A 23,586-nucleotide genomic window follows, 5' to 3' on the forward strand; every position below is an offset into this window, starting at 1 on the left:
AAAAGCCTCGACCGTCGGTACTACATGCTTAGTATTGTCATTTAATTAACCTTTAAGTCCCGGACAAACACGGTAAATAAAGGCGAGGCCGCTTAGTTTTAACGCTTCAACCCCGGCCAGGGTTTCCATCGCGATCAGGTGTTAGGGTGACACTCCAAAATCTAGTCCACAAGAATACATAGAAGGAGCGCTAGCTAGCCTAAGCTGCTAGAGAGTAGTTATCGTCGTTTGCGATTACTTTAAATTGCGGCTTTTTTACGAGGCAAACCGCACCTCGACATGCACCTTGGGCTTCTTGAATTCCGTCGAATCCTAATCAGCCCCTGAATTTGTTTCATAACTCATTCAGAGCGTACGGTTAGTATAACCGAGTAATGCGCCGATACTCAAGGTGCATTACGGGTTATTTTGTTTCTCTACTGCTTTTTGGCCACTAAACATACAACTAGCTAGTATGCGCTGTTATTTAGCAACAAAAAAACCTTTTAGTTTTGCTCTTCACTATTGTTTTCATCATCTTGCGCTTCGTTGTCGGCGTCGTCTGTTGCGGCGAGCGGCCAGCCCCCTAATTGCTGCCAACGATTTACGATTAAACAATACAGCTCTGCAGTGCGTTCGGTGTCGTAAAGCGCTGAATGTGCTTGGCTATTATCAAATTCAATTCCCGCAGCGCGACATGCCTTGGCTAACACAGTTTGGCCTAAAGCAAGCCCAGCTAATGAAGTGGTATCAAAGCTAACAAAGGGGTGAAACGGCGTGCGTTTAATATTATTGCGTTCAATGGCTGCATTTAAAAAACCATGATCAAACGCGGCATTATGCGCAACAACGACAGAGCGTTGACAGCCAGCTGCTTTTTGCGCCTTACGCACCGCTTTACAAATTTCTTTTATCGCGTGTTCTTCGGTTACCGCCCCACGTAGCGCAGAAAACGGATCTATGCCATTAAACTCAATTGCCGCAGGTTCGATATTAGCCCCTGCAAACGGCTCAATATGAAAATGCAAAGTGTGATCTATGCTAAGCAATCCTTCGTCATCCATTTTTAAAATTGAAGCGGCAATCTCTAATAAAGCATCGGTTTCTTTATTAAAGCCGCCCGTTTCAACATCAATAACTACAGGAAAAAAGCCGCGAAAGCGTTGTGCGAAAAGTGTTTGCTCAGTATTTGCCATTAGGTTTCTTGGTTTGTAAGTATAAGCCCGCTATTATGTCAAAATTCGGGGCCTGTCGGCTAGGGGGTTTGTTGAATAATTAGTGCTAAAACTATAGGCACGTAATTTGCTTTATAATTAACGCCGCAACCAAGCCTGGCTGGGGTGGTTGCTCACGCGGCACGTTGTCAAATTATTGGCAATATTGATTTACTGGAGAACATTTAATGAAGTTTAAGTTGTTATTTATTAGCTTGGCACTGACCACTGCACTTTGCAGCTATACCGCTGCTGCGGCTGTGCGTCACTATACAGCCGATCACGACAACTCTACTTGGCAGGTTGTTAAAACAACACGCTTACAATGTCAGTTAAATCATGAGGTGCCTTATTATGGCGCCGCCGTATTTAACGTTTATGCCAGTAAAAATAAAAACCTGACGTTTAATTTAGACATGGTGGTGCGCCCCGATAATTACGCGATTGCCGGTTTAAAAGCGGTGCCACCGGCTTGGCGTGCGGGCGCGCCGGCTCGGGACATTGCCTCAATGAAGCTGCTCAAGCAATTTGATGGCGAACTGGGCAACTCAACCGCGTGGGAAATGCTCACCGAGCTTGAAAAAGGCTACCAACCTACTTTTTATTATCAAGACTGGCAAAATAGTGCCGATAAAATTGCCGTAGGCATGTCGAGCATTAACTTTAAACAGGCTTATTGGGCTTTTTTACAGTGCCGTGATGAGCTACTGCCGTATAGTTTTGAAGATATTTCGTTTACGGTGATGAACTACCAGCCCAACAGCGGAAAATTAACTAAGTCGTCGCAACAACGTTTAGACAAAATTGCCGAATATTTGAAAAACGATCCTAGCATTGAATCAATTAACATTGCAGCGTACACCGACAGCTATGGCGGACGTTGGAATAACTTAGATTTATCGAGAACGCGGGCAAAAGCCATTAAAGACTATATGCTCAGCTTAGGGGTCGACGAGGCCAAGGTATACACCGAGGGATTTGGTGAAAAACGCTTTGTAGACAGCAACGATAATATTTTAGGGCGTAATAAAAACCGCCGCTTAATTATTCAAATCGCGAAAATGTAACCCCCCACTAAACACACAAATAAGCGCTAGTTTAGTGCTTTAATTTTGCGCAGCAAAGCTCAGTACTGGGCTTGGGTGCTTTTAACCAACTAACCAGGCATTAATTTCTCGTGATATTGCCTTCATTTTTATGTCTCATTAATTTCACATTTAGGCAATTAAATTACAGTTGTAAATAGAAGATTACACTTTAATTTGGCTCTTTTATGACAAAACTATTTAAGTTTTGTTGAACTAGTTATATCTTGCGTAGCTCTCACGATTTACAGGATTATTAAGTGCTTAAAAATAAAACAATAGGTAGCATGTTAATTGTTGCAGGTACCACTATCGGTGCCGGTATGCTTGCTTTACCCATCGCGTCTGCAGGACTAGGATTTAGTACTGCGCTGGCATTAATTTTAGGGTGTTGGTTATTAATGACTTACACCGCATTACTAATGCTTGAACTGCATCAGTATGCCCCTCGCGATGCAACCCTCAATACGTTAGCGAAACTGTGGCTTGGCAAGCGCGGCCAATACGTGGCAAATTTTTCGGTGATGTTTTTATTTTACGCGCTTTGCGCCGCGTATATAGCTGGGGGCGGCGCACAACTTCAAGAACGCATTAATAGCGGCTTTAACCTCAGCATTGCACCGCAACTAGGGTCTATTATTCTTGCGGTATTAATTGCCGGTGTGGTCACGCTGGGCACTAGTAAAGTAGATAAGCTAAACAGGGTGTTATTTAGCATTAAGTTGCTAGTATTAACCAGCTTGTTTTATATGCTCACGCCCTATGTACATGGTACGCACTTACTGGAAATGCCGGTAGAGCAAGGGTTAATTCTCTCGGCTATCCCTGTGGTATTCACCTCATTTGGTTTTCATGGCTCGATCCCTTCTATTGTAAAATATGTTGGGCTTGAAATAAAAACACTGCGCAAGGTTATGATTGCTGGTGCAACATTGCCATTAGTGATTTACATTTTTTGGCAGTTATTAAGCCAAGGTGTTATGAGCCAATCTGATTTACTCAGTAGTAATGGCTTGGGTGGTTTTGTTGCCAGCATGGCCAGTATAGCGCACAACCCACAAGTGGCCACGGCGGTAAAATTATTTGCCGATTTAGCCCTAGCAACGTCATTTTTAGGGGTGAGTTTGGGGTTGTTTGACTTTTTTGCCGATACCTTTAAAAAGGCAGACACTAAAACCGACCGCATAAAAACAGCGTTAATTACCTTTATTCCCCCGCTGGGGTTTGCGGTATTTTACCCGCAAGGGTTTATTATGGCATTAGGTTACGCGGCAATAGCGTTAGTGATACTGGCGGTGTTTTTACCCGTTGCTATGGTGTATAAACAGCGTCAAAGCACCGATAAAACAGCGTATAGAGTACGCAGTGGTAATATTGGTTTAGCCGTTGCTGCACTGTGTGGACTCACTATTATTAGTGCTCAAGGCTTACAAATGGCGGGATTGATCCCCGCCATCGGCTAATATTAATAACCCCGCGCTCACCGCTCGGGGTTTGTTATAGCGGAGCTAAAATACCATGGCTTGTCCGCGCCCGGTCTGTTCTGAGGCTGCATCTAATTTACCGTCTTGGTTAATAATCACATGCATGTCGCCAAAATGGCGCTGATCAATTGTGTAGCCCATTTTTAACAGTGCGGCGGTTACACTGCTGGCGATGCCTGGGTGAATTCTAATAACATTTTTTGGCCATAATTGATGGTGAAAACGCGGGCTATTAACAACCTGTGCTGCGCTCATGTTAAATTCCACGGCATTTAAAATAGACTGATACACTGAGCTTATAATTGTGGTGCCGCCAGGTGAGCCCGTAACCATTTTTACTTTATTGTCTTTGAGTAAAATGGTCGGTGTCATGGAGCTCAGCATGCGCTTATGCGGTTGAATTTCGTTGGCTTTACCGCCCACCGCACCAAATACATTCATCACCCCAGGTTTGGCACTAAAATCATCCATTTCATCATTTAAAATAAAGCCAGCGCCCTCAACCACCACACCACTGCCAAACGGTAAATTTATGGTGGTGGTATTAGCCACCGCATTCCCTTGGCTATCGACAATTGAAAAATGCGTAGTTTGTTCACTTTCTTTTAAGCCAGGTTTTATCGCTTCACTGTTAGAAATAGCCGTTAACGAAATAGTTTCGCTGCGCTCTTTAAGGTAATTAATATCGGTAAGCGCTTTTACAGGCACATTAAAAAAGTCAGGATCACCTAAGTACTCGGCTCTATCAGCAAAAACCCGTTTACCTATTTCAGCTAGCAAATGAATATAGGCTGTGGAGTTATGTGCGATTGGTGTCGAAGGCTTGAGCAATTGGTACATATTAAGCCATTGTAATATAGCAATCCCGCCTGAGCTTGGTGGCGGCGAGGTTAAAACTTGGTAGCCATTCCAATTGGCTTTTATTGGTTGACGGGATTTAGCCGTGTAATTTTTTAAATCGTCTTCGGTAATGATGCCGCCATGCTGCAGCATAAACGTGCTAATAATTGCTGCCGTTTCGCCCTGATAAAAGCCGGCTTGCCCCTGATCGCGAATACGCTTTAAAGTAGCCGCAAGTTCTGGTTGCTTAAACACTTGATCAGCGGTTACCGCTGCAAAGTAATCGGAAAAATTGACCTTAATTTGCTCTTTTTGCAACAAATTAATATAGTTAGTTACTTGCTGCGCTAATTTAGGCGGCACCACAAAGCCCTGCTCAGCAAGTGTCACAGCTGGCTGCAGCAGTGTTTTCCAAGGTAAAGTGCCATGCTTTTTATGTGCCAGCCACATACCCGCAACGCTACCTGGCACACCACTGGCGTGAATACCATAAATTGACTTATTGGCTATCACCTCGCCCTGCTCGTTCAAATACATGTCTTTGTGGGCTGCACTAGGTGCTGTTTCTCGGTAATCGATAAAATCGCCTTGGCCGTCTTTATGAATTAACATAAAACCACCGCCGCCAATGTTACCCGCCTCAGGTAAGGTGACCGCCAGCACAAACTGCGCGGTTATTGCCGCATCAACCGCGTTGCCACCTTGCTCTAATATACGTTTCGCAGCGTGGGCACTAAACGTATCTGGCATAGCGACGGCGCTGTGCGAGGTAGGTTTAGCGGCAACACTAAATATACTTAGCTGTATTATTAATACGCTGCTGATCATTATTTTACTACGCGAAAAAAACAGGCCCATAGTGCATCCTTCATTTATTATAATTAAATTTATATGCTATTAATGCATAGTGCTTTAGCTATGGTCAAACTTTAAAAGATATTATTTTATAAGCCTTTTTGCGTACAATACGCTGGGCAACTCGCCATATTCATCCCATTCGCTGTAATGTTTAATGAGCTTCATCCCTAGCTTTTTCATCACCTTAATGGAGGCGGTATTATCTACCACAGCTTTGGCACTAATAACCTTGACGTGCGGTTGCTTTTCAAGCGCTAAGCAAATTGCCTGCGCGGCCTCACTGGCATACCCCTGTCCCCAACTAGCTTGTTTAAAGCGCCAGCCTATTTCAATATCGGTAAAGTTAGGGGTATCACTAAAAAACTGCATAGGCCTAACTAACACCCAGCCAATAAACGTATTCGTGTGTGTTTGTGTAACTTGCCAAAGCCCCCAGCCCTTTTCCTCGTTTCGATAAGCAAGCATGCGCGGCACACTGACATCTTTTATTTGCTCTAAGGTGCTTGGCACGCCTCGCGTTAAATAGTGCATTACAGCGGGGTCTTGGTCGAGCTCATACAGTTTTGGCCAATCATGTTGAGTCATTAATTTAAAATTTAATCGTTTTGTTACGGGTATGTTCATTTTCGTTACTTATAATAGTATTGATTTTTATTTTTCAGATGGAAGAGACAGATGAATAAATTAGCAGGTTTAGCATTATTAGGCACTTTAATTACATTAACCGCATGTGAAGATGCTAAAGAAGTAAAAGCAGAAGCTAAAGATGCCGGTGCACAAGTTAAGCAAGAGCTCGATAATGCTTGGGAAAAAGTAAAAGAAACAACCCATGAAATTAAACACGACGAGTCACTTAATGAGTTACTGCAGCAAAGTAAAGCGATGGGCCTAGACATGTACGATAACGGCAAAGAAGTGGCTGTTGATGCATGGATAAAAAGTAAAGAAGCCGCTGGTGAACTAACTGATAAAACTAAGCAAAAAGCGCGTGAAATCGCTGCAGAAATCGAGCAAGCACGTGAAGATCTTAACGAAGGTTAATTAAGCTCTGTTGTATTAGCTCAAAACCAATAAAAAAGGTAAGCCGCGGCTTACCTTTTTTGTGTTAACTCTCTTCGTGATAGCAGTTACAGTTCAAAATCTTTTTTGAATTTCAAGCCAAATTCACTGCGGTCATTACTGCGCATCACGCCAACAAATCCCGTTTGTTGTAAACGACCTACATCGTATACTTCGTTTAAGACGTTTTCACCATACAGGGTAATTTCCATATCGCCGTACGGGTTAGTGTACGAAATATTAAAGCCAACTAACTCACGAGAATCAATCGTTTCACTTTGGTTGTAAACAGACTGACCTTGCATTTCACTGCGGTATGAGTAATTTGCATTCAGCGCTACGGTGCCGCCATTACTTAAATCCATAAAGTAAGAAGGGGCAATCATCACAGTCCAACGTGGCGTAAGAGCAGGTGAGTCACCTTTACCAATGCCTTGTACGCCTTCGTCTACTTCGGTAATTTCTGAGTCTAAGTAACCCACTGCGCTGCGAATAGTAAAGTCGTCGGTAATAGCAACGGTTGTTTCAAGCTCAATACCTTGTGCTTTAGATTGACCGGCATTTTCTACAATCGTTACAAAGCCGCCACCCGATGTTGGATCAGAGAATGGTAATGCCAAATCGGTGTAATCGGTAACAAATACAGCCAACATCATAGATACATTGTCGTGTATTTGGCCTTTTAAGCCCATTTCGTAGTTAACCGCTTTGGTTTCATCAAAAGAAACAAACTGATCAGGGCCACCAAATGGACGCGGTGGGAAACCACCTGTTTGATAGCCTTTTTGAATTTGCGCATACACATTCATATTGTTACTAAGCTGGTATGATGTATTGATATCCCACGTCACAGCATCAAAGTCTGCTGACACATATTTAACCCCAGCAAACGTTGGGAAGATAGCATTCGCCTCTTTTTTATCTTTTGAGTAACGCAGACCACCGCCAATGCTTAAATCATCGGTTAAATCGTAGCTGGCATTAAAGTATGCGGCATACGAGTTGGTTTCTTGATTGATTTCGAACATGCCATAACCACCAAATGAATCGGTCTCGCCATCATTTAATTTGCCATTAGGGGTATTAAATGGGCTAAAGACAAACGGGCTTGAGTGGGTAAAGCCATCTTCATTAAAGAAGTATAAACCCGAAACAAAGTCCATATTGTCGTACGTGGCATTTAATTGCAGCTCAAATGAGTACTGATCGGCGCCACCGTTCTCAGGGAACTCCGATAAGTTAAGCGGTGATGCATCATCATCTAATCCGCCTTCGTATTCAGAGGTGCGGTAGCTTGAAATAAACTTAGTCGTATAGGTATCGTTTATTGCCCAATCAGCCGTTAGTGAGGTGCCCCAGCCTGAGTAAGAGGTCGATTCAATACCAGCAACCGTGGTCCCTAAATCATCAGGGTTTTCCGGAATTAAGTCTGGTGTTAATAATGGGAAATCACCATTAAACTCATTATTTGGATCCAGTGGCGCGGTAAGCTCAATGGTATAAGGCGACTGGCCCGATTCATTATCCACGCCGTCTAAAGAAAAAGTAAATGCCAAGTCACTGTTTGCTTGCCATTTAAGTGCAACACGGCCGCTAAACTCTTGTTCTTCACCAATTTCTTTTTCTGGATTGGTTAAATTAACCGCCGTACCCACACCGTCGCGCTGCTTATATGATGCGCTTGCCGACATGCTTACATCATCAGTTAATGAGTTATTAAAGTATATATCGCCAGCAATACGGCCACGGCTACCCATTTTAGCGGAAGTGGTAATAATACCCTCATCGCCCGGTTGCTTGGTAATAACATTAACCGCACCACCTAAGGTGTTACGCCCATATAAAGTGCCTTGTGGACCACGTAATACTTCAACACGCTCAACATTAGGTAATGATAAGTTAGAGCCCATTTGGCGACCAAGGTAAACCCCATCGAGGTATACACCCACACCAGGGTCGGTAGTAATAATGTGGTCTTGCAAACCAATACCACGAATAAATACCGAAGCATGGGCTGCGTTACCCACCCCATAACGGGTAATGTTTAAGTTAGGGACATATTTGCCAATATCTTCTAAATTACTCATATTGGCTTTATCAATTAGGTTAGCGCCTATTGACGTGATAGCCGTTGGAGATTCAAATAAACTTTCTGTGCGTTTACGAGCGGTTACTTCAATTTTTTCGAACGCGTCTTGCTTTGCGGTTGTTTTTGTTTCTTCTGCATAGGCTGCAGTGCTAAGTGCGCCAAGGATTGCTAAGCTTAACTGTGAGAGGTTGCGTAATTTCAAAAATAGTCTCCAAAGGTGTTGATTTAATTATGCGTTATATTTTTATCAAAATATAAACTGTAGGCATAAAAAAAGATGCGTTGTAGCACCTTTCCTCTGGATGTAAATTATATGATATAAATTGAGCAATATGTATCATTTTCTAAAATAATTACAAAAAAATTGCTGCTTATGCTATTTTTTCAGCACTCTAACAATGTTTATATTTGTTGCAACCTGTTGCTAAATATAACTAAACAGCTGCTTTGTTTAATTATTACTAAATACTTTTAATAAATATTCCAACTAATATTATTGCATCAACTACAATTAAAAGATTCAAAATATATAAGTTCAAGCCACATGGACGTATTTAACTCTTCATGCTAACAAATTAATACCATTAGCATTTAGTTATGTGGGTAAGATTTATGACTATACATTACGCAACGAAAGAGCCTCTGGCACCTTTCAATTCTCCTGAATATACGTCACTGTTCGGCATTACTAAACAACAAAATATACTGCTGGTAAACTATCAAGCACTGAATGCCATCACTAATTTTGAGCTTGTTCATCAATTTATGCTGAAAAATGGGCATAAAAGCCTAGTTATATTTGATGTACCAAAAGATAGTGATGTTATTCCACTAAAAGAGTGGCCTAACTTAAAAGGGCTATTTTATGAAGGCACAGACGACACCCTTTTTCATCAAGGACTTGAAGCGATAGACCAAGGTGAGCTGTGGTTTCCCCGTGCAGTTACTGACACTTGGATGAAACAAATACTGGCCAGCGAGCAGCAAACCACCCTGCAATCAAATAATTTAACCTGTAAAGAAATTAAAGTATTAAACCTGCTATGTTCAGGGCTGCATTCAAGTGCTATAGCCGACAAGCTCTTTATCAGCGAAGCCACGGTAAGAGTACATTTACACAAAGTGTATCAAAAAATTGCAGTGAAAAATAAACAGCAAGCCCTAGAGTGGTGCAAAAATAATTTAAGTAAAATTAATAGCTAATTAGTCTAATCTTGGCATAAAGATTTCAACTTCCTCTGCTGAAAATTGTTTGATTACAACTTTCTCAACGTGTTAAACACGCGTGTTCAACCATGAAATGTTTATAGAGTTCGCACAGACATTTCATTGCCTGTTACTTTCCTACCTCAAATGGTCGATGCTGACTGCAGCGCAATAGGCGTTAATGTGGTTAAGGCATATCCTCTTTTTGCAGCAAAAGGTACTCAATTCGCGACTAAGTAGTGGCTGACAACAGCACGTTTTGCAAGCGATTTTGCATTGAGACTATGCCAACAATTAACCCGATAAGTGCCCTGCACTTCAATTAAAAAAGGAACAATCATGCGTGAAGCAGTTATAGTCTCTACCGCCAGAACTCCCATGGGCAAAGCCTTTCGTGGTGCCTTTAACGATACCGAAGCGCCCGCATTGTCAGGTCATGCAGTGGAGCAAGCCGTGAAGCGTGCAGGTATTGATGGCGCTGAAGTTGATGATGTAATTATTGGTTGTGCCGCACAGCAAGGCACGCAAGGCTATAACCTAGGGCGTTTAACCGCTACCGCTGCAGGTTTGCCTAATAGTGTGCCTGGAATGACGCTCGATCGTCAGTGTTCGTCGGGCTTAATGAGCATTGGCTTTGCGGCGCAAAATATTATGCTTGGCAGTATGAGTACCGTGGTGGCCGGCGGTGTTGAGTCTATTTCTATGGTGCAAAACAAGCATAAAAATACCTACCGTAATATCTCTAAAAAAGTGCTGTCGCATTCTGAGCATGCGTATATGCAGATGATCGAAACGGCTGAAGTAGTTGCTAAGCGCTATAATATTTCACGTTTAGCGCAAGATGAATACAGCCTGCAATCGCAGCAACGTATTGCAACTGCACAGCAAAATGGCTTATTTGATGATGAAATTGTACCTATGGCATCCACTAAATCGGTATTTAATCGCGACACCAAAGAAGTCACTTTTGAAGAGGTGTTGCTCGCTAAAGATGAAGGTAATCGCCCTTCTACAACCCTTGAAAGCCTACAAAGTTTAGCGCCGGTGTGGAAAGATGGTGGCGTTATTTCACAAGGTGAATTTATTACCGCCGGTAATGCCAGCCAGCTATCTGACGGCGCATCGGCGTGTGTGGTGATGGACGCGCAACTCGCAGCGCAAAAAGGCTTAGCCCCAATGGGGGTATTTCGTGGCATGGCTGTGGCCGGTTGTGAACCCGACGAAATGGGCATTGGCCCTGTGTATGCTATTCCTAAGCTGTTAAAACAACATGGTTTATCAATAGATGATATTGGTTTATGGGAAATTAACGAAGCGTTTGCCTGTCAGCTTATTTATTCGCGCGACTACCTCGGCATCGATAACAATAAACTGAACGTGAATGGCGGCGCGATTGCCATTGGTCACCCCTTTGGTATGAGTGGTGCACGTATGGTCGGGCATGCCCTGATTGAAGGTAAACGTCGCGGTGTTAAATACGTAGTGGTCAGTATGTGTATTGGCGGCGGCATGGGCGCGGCGGGTTTATTTGAAGTGTGCCTATAAGGCAAGGTAGCGTTTAAGCGTTTGGTATCATTTATACAAGGAAATTTTAATGTCTATACTCGATAAGTTTCGCCTCGATGGCCAAGTCGCCATTGTGACCGGCTCTGGGCGCGGCATTGGTGCGGCTATTGCGCTGGCACTGGCCGATGCCGGTGCCGATATTGTCGTCACAGCCAGAACCGCAGCCGACATTGAACACACCGCAGAGCAAATACGCCAACGTGGCAAACGCGCATTGGTCGTCGCCTGCGATGTACTCGATGAGCAACATCGTCAGTCTTTGGTTGATAAAACGATTGCGCATTTTGGCCGTCTCGATATTTTAGTCAATAATGTCGGCGGCTCCGGTGCCATAAAACCCACCTTAACCAGCACTGCGGCAGAGTTAGAAAACTGCTTTAGGCTTAATACCGCTACCGCGTTTGACTTATCGCGTATTAGTGCGCCGCAGATGGTAAAAACCAGCGGCCAAGGCAGTATTGTTAATATTTCGTCGGTGGCGGGAGAATTAGCGCAGCCGGGGTTTATTAGCTATGGCATTGCCAAAGCGGCATTAAACTTTATGACGTTAAATTTGGCACAAGATTTTGCTCCTAAAATACGCGTCAATGCAATTAGTGTGGGCTCTACCCTTACCGATGCGCTAAAAGGCGTGATGAATGATGAAGTAGAGCATGCCATAGTTAGCCGTACGCCAATGAACCGTTTAGGCCAGCCTGAAGATGTTGCAGCTTGCGCACTGTTTTTAGCCTCGCCTGCAGCCAGTTACATTACCGGTGAAATTTTTGGCGTTAACGGTGGCCTCACCGATGCCCCTATGCCTATGCCACGCAGTCAATTTTAACTTCCCCTTATTTACCCTTAATTTACCCCTCATGAAAAGCCCGCTTAATAAGCGGGCTTAGATTAACAATCGCGATGAGACTAGCTGTGTTATGCGGTTATTTTTGGCTCTTTCGGCATACCTAAGCCACGCTCGGCAATAATATTACGCTGTATCTCGTTGGTGCCGCCGTAAATGGTATCTGAGCGTACAAACAAATACATAGCCTGCAAACGGGTTAACGTATAAGGGGCTGACTCCAGTATTTCGGCTTCGGGGCCCAATACATCCATTGCCAACTCTCCTAAGTCACGGTGCCAGGTAGCCCAGTATAACTTGTAGATCAACGCTTCTTTTTGTAAGCCCCCCTCGCCGTTATCCGACAGCATTCGCATACTGTTATAACGCATTATTTTCAGCCCGATATGCGCATCGGCAATGCGCTGGCGAATCGTTGGGTTTTGGTGTTTACCATTGGCTTTGGCAATATCAATTATTTGATTAAGCTCATTTTGAAACTGCATTTGTTGCCCTAAGGTCGACACACCGCGCTCAAAATTAAGCAAGCCCATGGCAATCGCCCACCCTTCACCGGGTTGACCGACAATGTCGTCGGCATCACACTCTGCAGCATCAAAAAACACTTCATTAAACTCTGCAGTGCCGGTGAGCTGTTTGATGCCACGCACTTCAATGCCGGGCTGATCCATTTTCATTAAGAAAAAACCTAACCCCTTGTGGGCGCTAGAATTTGGATTGGTACGGGCAATCACAAAGATGTATTCTGATTCATGTGCAAGCGAAGTCCATACTTTTTGCCCACTAATAATCCACTTACCTTTGGCCTCATCAAAATGCGCCTTAGTATTAACATTGGCTAGATCAGAGCCTGCGCCGGGCTCTGAATACCCTTGACACCATAAATCGGTACCCGCAGCAATACCCGGTAAGTACTTTTGTTTTTGCGCTTCGCTACCAAATGCAATTAACGTAGGGCCTGCGAGCCCTTCACCTATATGGCCCACTCGCCCTGGCGCGCCGGCCCGCGCATATTCTTCATTAAAAATAACTTGCTGTTCAATCGAGCAGCCGCGACCGCCGTACTCTTTTGGCCAGCCAATACAGGTCCAACCGCCTTGCGCGAGTTTTTGCTCCCACTTTTTGCGCTGCAACGGAAACATATGTTCATCCCCTGGGCCGCCACGAAACTTCAGTTGCGCAAATTCTCCCACCAGGTTTTCACGGAGCCAAAGTGCAACTTCGGCGCGAAACTTTTCATCTTCAGCACTAAAACTTAATTTCATCTGTTGTCCTTTTTTAGTAGCCGGTTAATCTAATAACAGCGTTGCAACGTGCTCACGGTGATACGCTGCATCACCGAACAATAACTCAGACGACTTGGCTCGCTTAAAATATAAGTGCACGTCATATTCCCACGTAAAACCAACCCCGCCATGCAGCTGCAGTGCCGTTGCCGCGTTTTTAAAGTAACCCTCTGAGCAGTATGCTTTGGCGACGCTGGCCGCTTCGCTTAACTCCCCCGCTAACACGCCATCGCTGAGCGCTTCATCTGCCACACATGCGGCATAATACGCAGCAGAGCGGGCCACTTCGGTGCGCAACATCATATCGGCGGCTTGGTGTTTAACTGCTTGAAAGCCCGCAATGGGCCGGCCAAACTGCACGCGCTCTTTGCTGTACTCAACGGTTAAATCTAATACTTGTTGTGAGCCCCCCACTTGCTCGGCGGCAATCGCTACCGTGGCAAGCTGTAACACTTTATTAAGGTGTGGCCAAGCGGTGTGTGCCTCGCCCATTAATTGGCTGCGACTAACACGCACATTATCAAACACAATTTCGGCCTGCTTACGCGTTTGATCCATGGTTGGTAACCAACTGCGCGTTACTCCCGCGGTGTCAGCGTCAATGGCAAATAAGCTAATTCCTTGCTCACCGCGACTGCCCTCACTGCGTGCGGCTACAATCAGTAATTGCGCTGTATGGCCGTCAAGTACATAACGGTAAGTGCCATTAAGCACATAGTCATCGCCTTGCTCTGTTGCAACCCCTTGCACTGCTGTAGCATCCCATTGGCCATTGTTACCGGTGTAAGCCAATGTTGCCGTTAAGCGACCTTCACATATTTGCGTTAAATAGTGCTGTTTTTGCGCATCATTGCCGGCAATGATTAATGCATTAGTGGCTAAACACACCGTTGAAAAAAAACGGCGAACATAATAAGTAACGCCCCATTTGCTCAAGCATCACCACTAAATCAACATAGCCTAGGCCCATGCCGCCATACTCTTCGGGTATATGAATTGCCTGCCAATACATTTCTTCGCAAATACGTTGCCATACTTGAGGATCAAAGCCTTGCTCTGTGTCCATCGCGCTGCGTATGGCAGGCGATGACGACACTTCGGCTAAGAAGGCTTGTGCCGTATCGCGGATCATTTTTTGTTCTTCGGTAAATGAAAATTCCAAATTTTTGCTCCTTCCTACACTCGTTTATGGTTACAAGAAATGCTTGATCAGCTCAGCTTTAACCACTTTGTTTGAAGCATTTACTGGCATTACGTCAATGACTTTAATTTGTCTGGGAACACGGTAATTAGCCATGCGTTCTCGGCACCAACTGATAAGTGTTGGCTCATCAAGGGCCGCCGCCGCTCTTAACGTAATAAAGGCGCAGCCTACCTCGCCCATACGCTCATCTTTTACGCCCACCACGGCCGCTTGTGCAATCGCTGGGTGCTCTATAAGCACCGCTTCTATTTCGGCCGGATAGCAATTAAAGCCACCGGAAATGTACATGTCTTTGAGCCTACCAGTAATCGTTACATAGCCCTGCTCATCTAAGTGACCCACATCGCCGGTGTGCAGCCAATGATCTTGATCAATCGCTTCGGCGGTGGCTTGGGGTTGCTCAAAATAGCCTTTCATAACATGAAAACCACGAATACAAATTTCCCCGGTTTTATTTGCACCGAGAATATCGCCCTGCTCAGACATAATGGCTATTTCGGTGCCAGCAATAGCACGGCCACTGCTGCTGGCAATGGTATTAACGTCGGTGTCGGTATCACAAATACTGGCCAAACCACCGCACTCAGTTAACCCGTACGCCGTAGTCACGACTTTGAAGCCCAGCAGTTCGCGCATCCGCTCAATTAAAATAGGCGGCACGGTTGCAGCGCCGGTCACGGCAATCCGTAAACTGCTTAAATTGGCCTCACTCAACCTTGGATGCGACAGTAATGATAAATACAAGGTAGGTGGCCCAGGTAATACCGTGACTTTGTCTTTGCTAATACGGGCAAGTACTGCATCGGCATCAAATACCGCTTGCGGTAAAATGGTTGCCCCCGCTAATAAACAACTCACCCAACCGGCTTTGTAGCCAAAGGCATGAAAAAATGGATTGACCACTAAATAGCGATCCCCCGGGACGATACCTAAGGTATTTACAAACACGCTAAAGGCTTGAATAATGGCCCCATGGCGGCTCATCACCCCTTTGGGTTTGCCGGTGGTGCCGGAAGTAAACATCAGATCAGATACGTTATCTGCGCCAATACTCTGGGCTATTTCACGGGCACTGCGCTCATCTACTGTGTCTTTTCGTGCTAAAAAGTGTTGCCAGTCACAGCATAGCTCAAGGGCTTGCCCTTGGCGTGGGGTTAAGGTCACAATCGACAGCTGCTGCGCAGTAAATAACTTTGCTAATTCGCCAGGGTAATCACAGTTAAGAAAATCGCCCACACTAAACAGTAATTTTGCGCCGCTGCGATTAATAATTTCTGCCGCCTCTACCGCTTTCATGCGGGTATTTATCGGCACTAATACCGCACCGGCCATTTGCAGACCAATTGCCGCCAGTACCCAGCGCGCTGAATTAGCCCCCCAAATAGCCACGCGATCGCCCGGCTTAATACCCGATGCAATTAAGGCACGGCTGACATTTAAACTTGCCGTGGGTAACGCTTGATAACTTATTTGTAATTCGCCATCTTCAATGGCAGCCAACTCCCCATAGCGTTTAGCTGCAGCAAACACTAATTTAGGAATGCTATCTACTGCACTGCTGATAGCGGGCTCTACGGTGTTATTGGTGATCATATGCAATTCTCTAGTCATTATTCTGGGTAGCACGATTAGCACTAATATGGTTTGCCGCCACATAACCAAAGGTCATCGCCGGCCCTATGGTTGCCCCCGCACCTGGGTAACTGGTGCCCATGACTGATGATGAGCTATTACCAATGGCATAAAGCCCTGCAATCGGCTCGCCCGATGGACGCACCACTTGAGCATGCTCGTTGGTCAGTAAGCCCCCTTTGGTGCCAATATCACCCGGGTGAATTTTTAACGCGTAATACGGGCCTGTTGTCAGCGGAGCTAAACAAGGATTCGGCGTTACTTTGGGGTCACCGTAGTAACGGTCAAACACATTACCGCCACGGTCAAAGTCTTCATCAACGCCGGTGGCAGCGTAGTGGTTTATTTTTTCAACTGTTTGCGCTAATCCGGCCGCATCCACATTAATTAATGTTGCCAACTCGGCTAAGCTATCTGCTTTAAAATACACCGAGCCCAACCACGCTTTAGGCGCTCTGCTATCGGGCATAATTTTGCCCGGCATTAATGGTCCCATGGCATATTCATGGCGAAAATGACCATCAAACACCACCCACGCCGGAATAGAATTGCCCATTTTTTGATGATTACGGTACATCGCATCACCAAACTCTAAATACGGAGCCGCTTCATTAAAAAAGCGTTGCCCTGCGCCATCTACCACTATGGCTCCAGGAAAAGCACGTTCGGCAAATAAACCACGTGCGTTCTGCTCTTTGGGCACCTTTAAGGTGGGCGTCCACCAGCACCAATCGAGTAAATCGGTGGCAGCACCTATTTTTTGCCCGGCTTCTAATGCCGCCCCGGTGTTGCCACCTTTAGGCGTCGCACTCCAACTTTGTTGCGTAGGTGCGGGTAAATACTTATCGCGCAGTGCTTGATTTTGCTCAAAGCCGCCGCTGCCCATAATCACGCCATGGCGAGCATGTAAGGTAAGCTCTTTGCCATCACGCAGCACTTTAATACCGCAAACTTTATCGTTATCAATAACAAAATCGGTAAATTCAGTGTTACGCCACAGGGGAATATTGCGATCGCATAATGAATGGCGCAGTGCGGCGACCAAACTAGCGCCCAGCCCGGCTCTGCGATCTCGGCGCCCTTTTTTACGTTGTTTAAAGTCGAACTTGTAACGTAACATGATGCCAATCATCATCAGCATCCAACCGCGCTCTTTAGCCACTACCTTGTGGGCTTGACGTGCAGTCCACGACATTTTACCCATAAGCAGAGCATTTCCAGCAGCCGGCATTTGGTTATCCATTTCATCGCCTAACCCTGTGGTATCAAATAATTCCGGATCCATACTGCGCCCGCCCGGTAAAGAGCCTTCGAGGTGCTGGTAGTAATCAGGGTATTTATCGGCAACGGCAAATTTTACGCGGCTATTGGCTTGCAATTCTCGCAGCATTTTCGGCGCATTATCTAAGTAGGCACGAATACGGGGTTCAGCAACGCTGCCTTGGCTGGCCGCTTTAATATAACTCAGTGCAGCGTCATAACTGTCCTTACCGCCCAGCGCACGAAACTCATCGTTATTGGGGATCCAGATCCCACCTCCTGATATTGCCGAGGTGCCGCCGTATTTATCGCTTTTTTCAACAATAACGACTGAGTTCTCCTGATCGGCGGCAAACAACGCAGCCGTCATTGCGCCTGCGCCCGACCCGACAACAATTACATCGTAATTCTTTTCAATATCATTGGCTGTGGTCATCTACCTTCTCCTGTTAAATTATTTTTATGCACTCATGACTACGCTGCGCTTTATTAGCTTTATTAGCGGCAACTATCATTTATTGATAAAGTTTTGTTTTTAATTTGTTTCTTAAGAGCTTACCGGCTGGATTACGAGGCAACTTATCGGCCATAAGGTGAATTTTTTGCGGTACTTTATATTTAGCCAATCGCTGTGCGACGTGGGCAAGCAGCTCAGCTTCGGTTACCGGCTCCCCATCTAAAGGGCACACCACTGCAACCACGGCTTCACCGGTTTCTTCATCTGGGATGCCAAATACCGCCACTTCTGCCACGCTGCTATGATCCAATAAGCACGATTCAACTTCTGCAGCCGGAATATTTTCACCGGCGCGGTTAATCACATCTTTAATGCGGTCAACAATAAACAAAAAGCCCGCATCATCGATATAGCCTAAATCGCCGGTATGTAGCCAGCCGGCTCGGATCGTATCGCGGGTCGCGGCGGGGTCGCCAACATACTGATCCATAATAGTAATACCGCGCATACAGACTTCGCCTACGCTATTAGTGGGTAGCGACTGGCCATCGGCGGCACAAATGCGCACTTGCATTATGGGCGAAATAAGCCCAGAGCTTTTTGGCTGATGACGAAATAAGTCGCCCGAAGCTGCCGCCCCCACGCCATTGGTTTCGGTCATACCAAAGCCAATACCTATCATTTGCTGGGGTAAGCTGGTTAGTGCTTGGTCAATTAAATTTGCCGGTAACCCTGCGCCGCCAAAGCCTAAGCCGCTAAAAGAAGCCATCACCTCATCACTATGAAAGCTTGGCTCGCGTAATAACTGCATCACCATAGAGGGCGCACCATTAAACTGTGTTACTTGCTCTTTTTTAATCAGTTCTATTGCCTCTAGCGGGTCCCACTTATGAGTAAACACTAAACGGCGTCCACCGCGTAATGCCGACAATAGCTGCGCATGCAAACCACTAACATGAAATAACGGCACTGCCGTTAAAATGGTCGGTAGCAAGCCTTTTTCCATGATCAGCGCTAATGCTTGCGGTGAGGTCATGGCCGATATCGCACTTATAAAGTCAATGTTATACAGCGCCTGACACACCGCTATATGGCTTGATTCGACCGCCTTAGCAACACTGGTCGCGCCGGAGGTAAACAGCACTAAAGCCGCATCGGTGGCATTTATATTGGGTGGCTCAATGGGTTTGGCTTGCTGATTAAGCGCCCGTGAAAAGTCTGTTGCGGCAGCTGACTGCGTAAAATCTACAGCCGCATCGTTAAGCACTAAGCTTTCGCCCTGCCAGGCATTGTCTTGGTTAATGCGTTGCCAGCGTGGGCCATCACAAATTAATAATTTAGGCGCGATGGTATTGAGTGCACTGTGCAACTCTTGCTGCATGCCAAAGCTATTTAATGGTGCAGGTACTGCTCCAATGAGCGCTATGGCACAAAAAGCGATAACCCACTCTGGGCGGTTGCGCATGGCAATGGCAACACGGTCACCTTGCTTTATGCCATGTTGCTGTAAGTAGCTGGCAACATTATCAACCAGCTGAAAAAACTGCTTATAACTGTAACGCTGTTGTTGATACACTAAAAATATTTGCTCATCGGCGCGCCGTGCATCATTAATAACCTGCGCTAAATTAACAGGGGCGTTGCAATACAACTGATAACTTTGTCCATTAATTTGTTGTTGCGTTATTTCAAACGGTGCACCTGGCGCCATTAACTGTGCTTGAGTTGTCTTCACTAAATTAAATAAACTCATAATGTATTCTCAGCTGTGAGTGGGCTACGGCTAGCTGAATAACAATTAACCCCTGAGTCAGTTTTACGCTGACAGAGTAATTCGTTGTTACTTTCTAACCAGTTCAAATGCGCTAAGGTTTCGCCCAGCGCCATCATGCTGTCTATCGGCGAAAGTGAGCGCTTAAATAACTGTTTCATTGCCTGATAAGCATTAAATTCTGCGCCGCGTTGTGCAAACGCTCTTAATATATCGAGCTGCTGGCAATGATGCTCAAGCAACTGTTGGGTGCGCAACTGCAGGTGGCGAAATACCGGGCCATGGGCGGGTAATACTAAGGTGTCTGGATCAAGGGTTTGGAGTTTTTCCAGTGAACGCAACCAGTTTTTTAACGGCTGTCCTTGCGGCTCTAATTCAGACACTAACACGTTGGAGCTAATATGCGGCAAGACTTGATCGCCTGCTATTAACAGTTTATCAGCGGCGCAATACAAACAGGCATGTTCAGGAGAATGCCCCTCTCCGATAATTATTTGCCAGCGGCGCTTACCAATGCTGAGCACATCCCCTTCGCGCAAGCGATTAAATGACGGCGGGCTAAATTTTATAAACGGATCGTTGCGGCAAATTTTTATAATTACCTCTAGCTCTTCGCGCGGTAATCCAGCTCGGTGATAAAAATCTAATTGATTGTCACCGCCTAACGCGGCGGCATTATTGCTTAAGGTTTTTAGCGTATAAAACTCACCATGCGTCATATACAGCGGCACATTAAAGGTGGCCATTAACCAACTTGCTAAGCTGCTATGGTCATAGTGAAAATGGGTGCAAATCACCCCTTTTACAGCTTTATTGTTACAATATTGTTTTATTACTGTTAACCATAGCTGCTGTGTTATATCGTTATTCAGCCCGGTATCAACTATGTACCAACCATCATGATCTTCGAGTAAATAAAGATTGATATGATCCAGCGACATCGGCATTGGCATACGAAGCCATAATAGTCCTTCAGCAACTTGCACTACCGAGCCATCGGCCTTTGGTGGGGTTAGTGGATACTCTAACAGGCGATGCTGCTGATGGCCTTGCGATTGTTTGGCTAAAATCATCGATTTCATTATCTCTCCAAAAGTAAGTGAGCAGCGCGTATATTTTTTCCTTAGCTTAATAAGAAGCCATTTAGCAATTATGTAATACGTCCAAAAGGACGATGCTGAAAATATTAGCAAAGTTAAGGTAGGCTAAAACAACATCAAAAAGAGAGTGCAATAAATGCAAGTAGGTCAAAGTTCATTAAGCGCAGGTCGGACTCGTCTGACGCTATTATTGCTTTCTATTATCTACGTTTTTTCGTATATCGATCGTAACCTTATTGCTATTGTTATTGAGCCAATTAAGCAAGAGTTTGGCGTATCGGATACGGTTATGGGCGCCGTGAGCGGCTTAGCGTTTGCTGTTTTATATTCGGCAATGAGCTTTCCAATTAGTCGTATGGCAGACAGGGGCACCGACCGTAAAAACATTATTGCAGTGTGCTGTGGGCTGTGGAGCCTTGCCACTATGGCCAGTGGTGTTGTTACCCAATTTTGGCAGTTTGTGGTTGCACGAATGACCGTAGCCATTGGTGAAGCCGGTGGCACATCACCGTCTATTTCTATGGTCTCTGACTTATACCCGCCTCATCGCCGTTCATTTGCTATTAGCTTATATATGCTCGGTCCGCATATTGGCTTATTGGCCGCAATGGCCTTAGGCGGCTGGATAGCACAAGAGCACGGCTGGCGTGCGGTATTTATCTTTTTTGGCATTCCTGGGATGTTACTGGCATTACTACTTTATCTGTTTGCTAGAGACCCAGGACTAGGAGTTTACGATACTGAAGTGGAACGTAATATTCGTGCCCAACCACAGGAAAAATTCTTTTTAGCGGTACGCGACATAATAAAAATAAAAGGTTTCTTGCTTGTATGTATGGGCACAGCCATTGCAGGCATGGTTGGTTATGGCTATGCCATTTGGGCGCCTACTTTTATGGTACGAAATTATGGCATGTCGCTTTCACACGCCGGGCTTACCTTTGGTATCGCCAGTGGCGTATTTGCAGCGGCAGGCTCAATGTTTAGTGGTTATTACTGCGATAAACTCAGTCAAAAAGATAGCCGTTGGCAGTTACGTATGCCGGCACTTGGAGTATTTATTAGCATTCCATTTGGGCTTGCTTTTTTACTCTGGCCGGCAGAGTCTGTTTGGCTATTAGGCAGCCTTAAAATACCGCATGCCATTGTATTTGCAGCTGGCTTTAGTTTCTTTAATAGTTGGTGGCCTACCCTCGCTTTCGCAGCTGTGAGCCACTTAGTAAACAGCTTTCAACGCGCCACCAGCATTGCCATGCTCAGTTTATTTTTAACCTTCTTTGGGGCGGGAGTGGGTCCTATGCTGACCGGTACTTTAAGTGATTTATTTTCAGTTGCTGACGCAGGTGAAGGGCTTAAGCCGGCCATCGCGGTAATGATTACGCTATCACTGATATCTGTATGGTTTTATTACAAAGCCATAGGCCCTTATCAGCAACGTATCACGAGTAAAGTCAGTGACAATGATAAAACAGCGCAATCTTTTTCTAACAACGTAGATTGCAGCTTTGATAAAAACGCAAATACATCTACTAGCTAAATATAAAAAAGGAAGACGACTTATGGCCACTACACAAGATTATCGCCTCGGCGATTTTACATTCCCACGAGGTTGGTTCATGATAGCCACGGCCGAGGAGATCAATACTCACAAGCCGCTAGCCGTGCGATTTTTTGGTCGCGATTTTGCTCTTTATCGTGGTAGAGCAACAGGTCGCGTGGTGTTACTTGATGCCTATTGCCCACATATGAAAACGCATTTAGCCGCCGATAATGACACCTCTTACGTTATTATTGATGGCGGGGGTACTAACATTGAAGGCGACAGTATTCGTTGTCCTTATCATGCATGGCGCTTTGGCCCTGATGGCCAATGTGATGATATTCCTTACCACGACGGCCCTATTCCAAAAACAGCCTGTATTAAAGCCTGGCCGGTGGCCGAAAGCATGGGCGCAATTTGGATATGGCACGACCCTGAAAATGGCGATCCTGAGTGGGATCACCCAAGTTTGCCGCAATGGGATGATAAGTCTTGGGTACAATGGCGCTTTGACGATTTAGGTATTCTTGAGCAACATCCACAAGAAGTGATTGATAACATTTGTGACTATAGCCATTTAGCCCCTATTCACGGCTCCACCGTGCAGCGTTACGAAAATGAATTTGCGGGCCATGAAGCGATTCAGCGTCAATGTGGTCCACACCGTACTTTAGTCGGCGAAGATGGAGCAAGCCCAGTATTGCACACAATTACTAAATACCACGGTCCAGGTGTATTAATTTCACACTTAACTGGGTATTACGAGTCTTATTTAATGATCACTCACACCCCAGTAGAAGATGGCTCGATACGGGTTTGGCATGCGTTATTAGTGAAGTCTCCAGGTGGTAACGAGGTTGCGACCATAGAAGATGAAGTGGCTGCGCGTCAATTCCAAGACGCCAGTAAGTTTGCCTTTATGCAAGACTTCCAAGTGTGGACCAATAAAGCGCCGTGTTTTAACGGCTTGTTTTTACCCAGTGACGGCCCGTTCATGAAGGCGCGTATTTGGTATAAGCAGTTCTTTAACCCAAGAGCGCGTAAAGAAGAGTTCCAAAGCAAGGTAAACGGCGTGTATGTACCTAAAGGCACGGTAGCGTACAGCCAAGACTAAT

Annotated in this window: 19 protein-coding genes and 1 other RNA gene; 8 read left to right on the forward strand and 12 right to left on the reverse strand. The window is 45.4% G+C overall.

The genetic code is table 11. The features are described 5' to 3' along the window. Nucleotides 1-324, reverse strand: a transfer-messenger RNA (tmRNA) gene (gene ssrA / locus ABYB02_RS02985); the annotation flags it as partial. A 161-nt stretch (nt 325-485) separates the two neighbouring features. Continuing rightward, complete coding sequence (gene rnt, locus ABYB02_RS02990) at nt 486-1,175, reverse strand: ribonuclease T (protein ID WP_372760914.1); 690 nt, start codon at nt 1,173-1,175, stop codon at nt 486-488. A gap of 206 nt (nt 1,176-1,381) precedes the next feature. Here rnt and ABYB02_RS02995 point away from each other — a divergent pair, with 206 nt between their 5' ends. Beyond that, a complete protein-coding gene (locus ABYB02_RS02995; protein ID WP_372760916.1) occupies nt 1,382-2,260 on the forward strand; it encodes an OmpA family protein in 879 nt (292 codons plus the stop codon). A 278-nt stretch (nt 2,261-2,538) separates the two neighbouring features. After that, nucleotides 2,539-3,741: an aromatic amino acid transport family protein gene (locus tag ABYB02_RS03000; protein WP_372760918.1), complete on the forward strand. Its 1,203-nt coding sequence runs from the start codon at nt 2,539-2,541 to the stop codon at nt 3,739-3,741. 45 nt (nt 3,742-3,786) lie between these two features. Here ABYB02_RS03000 and ggt read toward each other — a convergent pair whose 3' ends face one another. Further along, nucleotides 3,787-5,460 (reverse strand): gamma-glutamyltransferase, encoded by a 1,674-nt coding sequence (gene ggt / locus ABYB02_RS03005; RefSeq protein ID WP_372760920.1) that lies wholly within the window; start codon nt 5,458-5,460, stop codon nt 3,787-3,789. A gap of 81 nt (nt 5,461-5,541) precedes the next feature. Then, on the reverse strand, nt 5,542-6,084 hold the full coding sequence (locus tag ABYB02_RS03010; RefSeq protein WP_372760922.1) for a GNAT family N-acetyltransferase: 543 nt from the start codon (nt 6,082-6,084) through the stop codon (nt 5,542-5,544). A 51-nt stretch (nt 6,085-6,135) separates the two neighbouring features. Between ABYB02_RS03010 and ABYB02_RS03015 the strand changes: the two genes are divergently transcribed. Next, nucleotides 6,136-6,501 carry a hypothetical protein gene (locus ABYB02_RS03015; RefSeq protein ID WP_372760924.1) on the forward strand — a complete coding sequence of 122 codons (366 nt, stop codon included), beginning with the start codon at nt 6,136-6,138 and terminating at the stop codon, nt 6,499-6,501. Nucleotides 6,502-6,587: 86 nt separating this feature from the next. Here ABYB02_RS03015 and ABYB02_RS03020 read toward each other — a convergent pair whose 3' ends face one another. Next, complete coding sequence (locus ABYB02_RS03020) at nt 6,588-8,810, reverse strand: TonB-dependent receptor (protein WP_372760926.1); 2,223 nt, start codon at nt 8,808-8,810, stop codon at nt 6,588-6,590. A gap of 410 nt (nt 8,811-9,220) precedes the next feature. Here ABYB02_RS03020 and ABYB02_RS03025 point away from each other — a divergent pair, with 410 nt between their 5' ends. From ABYB02_RS03025 to ABYB02_RS03035, 3 genes are all read left to right on the forward strand, one after another. After that, nucleotides 9,221-9,811, forward strand: a complete 591-nt coding sequence (locus ABYB02_RS03025; RefSeq protein ID WP_372760928.1) for a LuxR C-terminal-related transcriptional regulator — start codon at nt 9,221-9,223, stop codon at nt 9,809-9,811. A 342-nt stretch (nt 9,812-10,153) separates the two neighbouring features. Continuing rightward, the gene (locus tag ABYB02_RS03030; protein WP_372760930.1) at nt 10,154-11,359 is read left to right on the forward strand and encodes an acetyl-CoA C-acyltransferase; all 1,206 of its coding nucleotides are present in this window, start codon (nt 10,154-10,156) and stop codon (nt 11,357-11,359) included. Between the two features lie 49 nt (nt 11,360-11,408). Further along, nucleotides 11,409-12,203 carry an SDR family oxidoreductase gene (locus ABYB02_RS03035; RefSeq protein ID WP_372760932.1) on the forward strand — a complete coding sequence of 265 codons (795 nt, stop codon included), beginning with the start codon at nt 11,409-11,411 and terminating at the stop codon, nt 12,201-12,203. 89 nt (nt 12,204-12,292) lie between these two features. Here the strand turns inward: ABYB02_RS03035 and ABYB02_RS03040 are convergent, their stop codons facing one another. The 7 genes from ABYB02_RS03040 to ABYB02_RS03070 all read right to left on the reverse strand — a co-directional run bounded on the left by ABYB02_RS03040 (nt 12,293) and on the right by ABYB02_RS03070 (nt 20,913). Next, nucleotides 12,293-13,486 carry an acyl-CoA dehydrogenase family protein gene (locus ABYB02_RS03040; RefSeq protein ID WP_372760934.1) on the reverse strand — a complete coding sequence of 398 codons (1,194 nt, stop codon included), beginning with the start codon at nt 13,484-13,486 and terminating at the stop codon, nt 12,293-12,295. A gap of 24 nt (nt 13,487-13,510) precedes the next feature. Further along, complete coding sequence (locus ABYB02_RS03045) at nt 13,511-14,443, reverse strand: acyl-CoA dehydrogenase family protein (protein ID WP_372760936.1); 933 nt, start codon at nt 14,441-14,443, stop codon at nt 13,511-13,513. Then, nucleotides 14,379-14,669, reverse strand: coding sequence for an acyl-CoA dehydrogenase family protein (locus ABYB02_RS03050; protein ID WP_372760938.1), 291 nt, complete (start codon nt 14,667-14,669; stop codon nt 14,379-14,381). The genes ABYB02_RS03045 and ABYB02_RS03050 overlap by 65 nt, the downstream gene beginning before the upstream one ends. Nucleotides 14,670-14,699: 30 nt before the next feature. Then, nucleotides 14,700-16,304 (reverse strand): FadD3 family acyl-CoA ligase, encoded by a 1,605-nt coding sequence (locus ABYB02_RS03055; protein ID WP_372760940.1) that lies wholly within the window; start codon nt 16,302-16,304, stop codon nt 14,700-14,702. Nucleotides 16,305-16,314: 10 nt separating this feature from the next. Next, on the reverse strand, nt 16,315-18,039 hold the full coding sequence (locus tag ABYB02_RS03060) for an FAD-binding protein (protein WP_372760942.1): 1,725 nt from the start codon (nt 18,037-18,039) through the stop codon (nt 16,315-16,317). Nucleotides 18,040-18,118: 79 nt separating this feature from the next. After that, entirely contained in the window at nt 18,119-19,813 is a 1,695-nt protein-coding gene (locus ABYB02_RS03065) for a class I adenylate-forming enzyme family protein (protein ID WP_372760944.1), read from the reverse strand. Continuing rightward, nucleotides 19,810-20,913 carry an MBL fold metallo-hydrolase gene (locus tag ABYB02_RS03070; RefSeq protein WP_372760946.1) on the reverse strand — a complete coding sequence of 368 codons (1,104 nt, stop codon included), beginning with the start codon at nt 20,911-20,913 and terminating at the stop codon, nt 19,810-19,812. Before ABYB02_RS03070 ends, ABYB02_RS03065 begins: the two co-directional genes overlap by 4 nt. Nucleotides 20,914-21,067: 154 nt before the next feature. On the opposite strand from ABYB02_RS03070, the gene ABYB02_RS03075 reads away from it, so the two are divergent. After that, entirely contained in the window at nt 21,068-22,468 is a 1,401-nt protein-coding gene (locus ABYB02_RS03075; RefSeq protein WP_372760948.1) for a spinster family MFS transporter, read from the forward strand. Between the two features lie 22 nt (nt 22,469-22,490). Continuing rightward, nucleotides 22,491-23,585, forward strand: a complete 1,095-nt coding sequence (locus ABYB02_RS03080; RefSeq protein WP_372760950.1) for a Rieske 2Fe-2S domain-containing protein — start codon at nt 22,491-22,493, stop codon at nt 23,583-23,585. The last annotated feature ends 1 nt before the right edge of the window (nt 23,586 follow it).

This window comes from Pseudoalteromonas sp., assembly GCF_041613455.1.
In the GTDB taxonomy this organism is placed as follows: Bacteria; Pseudomonadota; Gammaproteobacteria; order Enterobacterales; family Alteromonadaceae; genus Pseudoalteromonas.

Bases quoted from the DNA above. Each gene is read 5' to 3' on its own strand.
- rnt (WP_372760914.1), bottom strand. From the start codon at position 1,175: ATGGCAAATACTGAGCAAACACTTTTCGCACAACGCTTTCGCGGCTTT.
- ABYB02_RS02995 (WP_372760916.1), top strand. From the start codon at position 1,382: ATGAAGTTTAAGTTGTTATTTATTAGCTTGGCACTGACCACTGCACTT.
- ggt (WP_372760920.1), bottom strand. From the start codon at position 5,460: ATGGGCCTGTTTTTTTCGCGTAGTAAAATAATGATCAGCAGCGTATTA.
- ABYB02_RS03010 (WP_372760922.1), bottom strand. From the start codon at position 6,084: ATGAACATACCCGTAACAAAACGATTAAATTTTAAATTAATGACTCAA.
- ABYB02_RS03015 (WP_372760924.1), top strand. From the start codon at position 6,136: ATGAATAAATTAGCAGGTTTAGCATTATTAGGCACTTTAATTACATTA.
- ABYB02_RS03025 (WP_372760928.1), top strand. From the start codon at position 9,221: ATGACTATACATTACGCAACGAAAGAGCCTCTGGCACCTTTCAATTCT.
- ABYB02_RS03030 (WP_372760930.1), top strand. From the start codon at position 10,154: ATGCGTGAAGCAGTTATAGTCTCTACCGCCAGAACTCCCATGGGCAAA.
- ABYB02_RS03035 (WP_372760932.1), top strand. From the start codon at position 11,409: ATGTCTATACTCGATAAGTTTCGCCTCGATGGCCAAGTCGCCATTGTG.
- ABYB02_RS03040 (WP_372760934.1), bottom strand. From the start codon at position 13,486: ATGAAATTAAGTTTTAGTGCTGAAGATGAAAAGTTTCGCGCCGAAGTT.
- ABYB02_RS03055 (WP_372760940.1), bottom strand. From the start codon at position 16,304: ATGATCACCAATAACACCGTAGAGCCCGCTATCAGCAGTGCAGTAGAT.
- ABYB02_RS03060 (WP_372760942.1), bottom strand. From the start codon at position 18,039: ATGACCACAGCCAATGATATTGAAAAGAATTACGATGTAATTGTTGTC.
- ABYB02_RS03065 (WP_372760944.1), bottom strand. From the start codon at position 19,813: ATGAGTTTATTTAATTTAGTGAAGACAACTCAAGCACAGTTAATGGCG.
- ABYB02_RS03070 (WP_372760946.1), bottom strand. From the start codon at position 20,913: ATGAAATCGATGATTTTAGCCAAACAATCGCAAGGCCATCAGCAGCAT.
- ABYB02_RS03075 (WP_372760948.1), top strand. From the start codon at position 21,068: ATGCAAGTAGGTCAAAGTTCATTAAGCGCAGGTCGGACTCGTCTGACG.
- ABYB02_RS03080 (WP_372760950.1), top strand. From the start codon at position 22,491: ATGGCCACTACACAAGATTATCGCCTCGGCGATTTTACATTCCCACGA.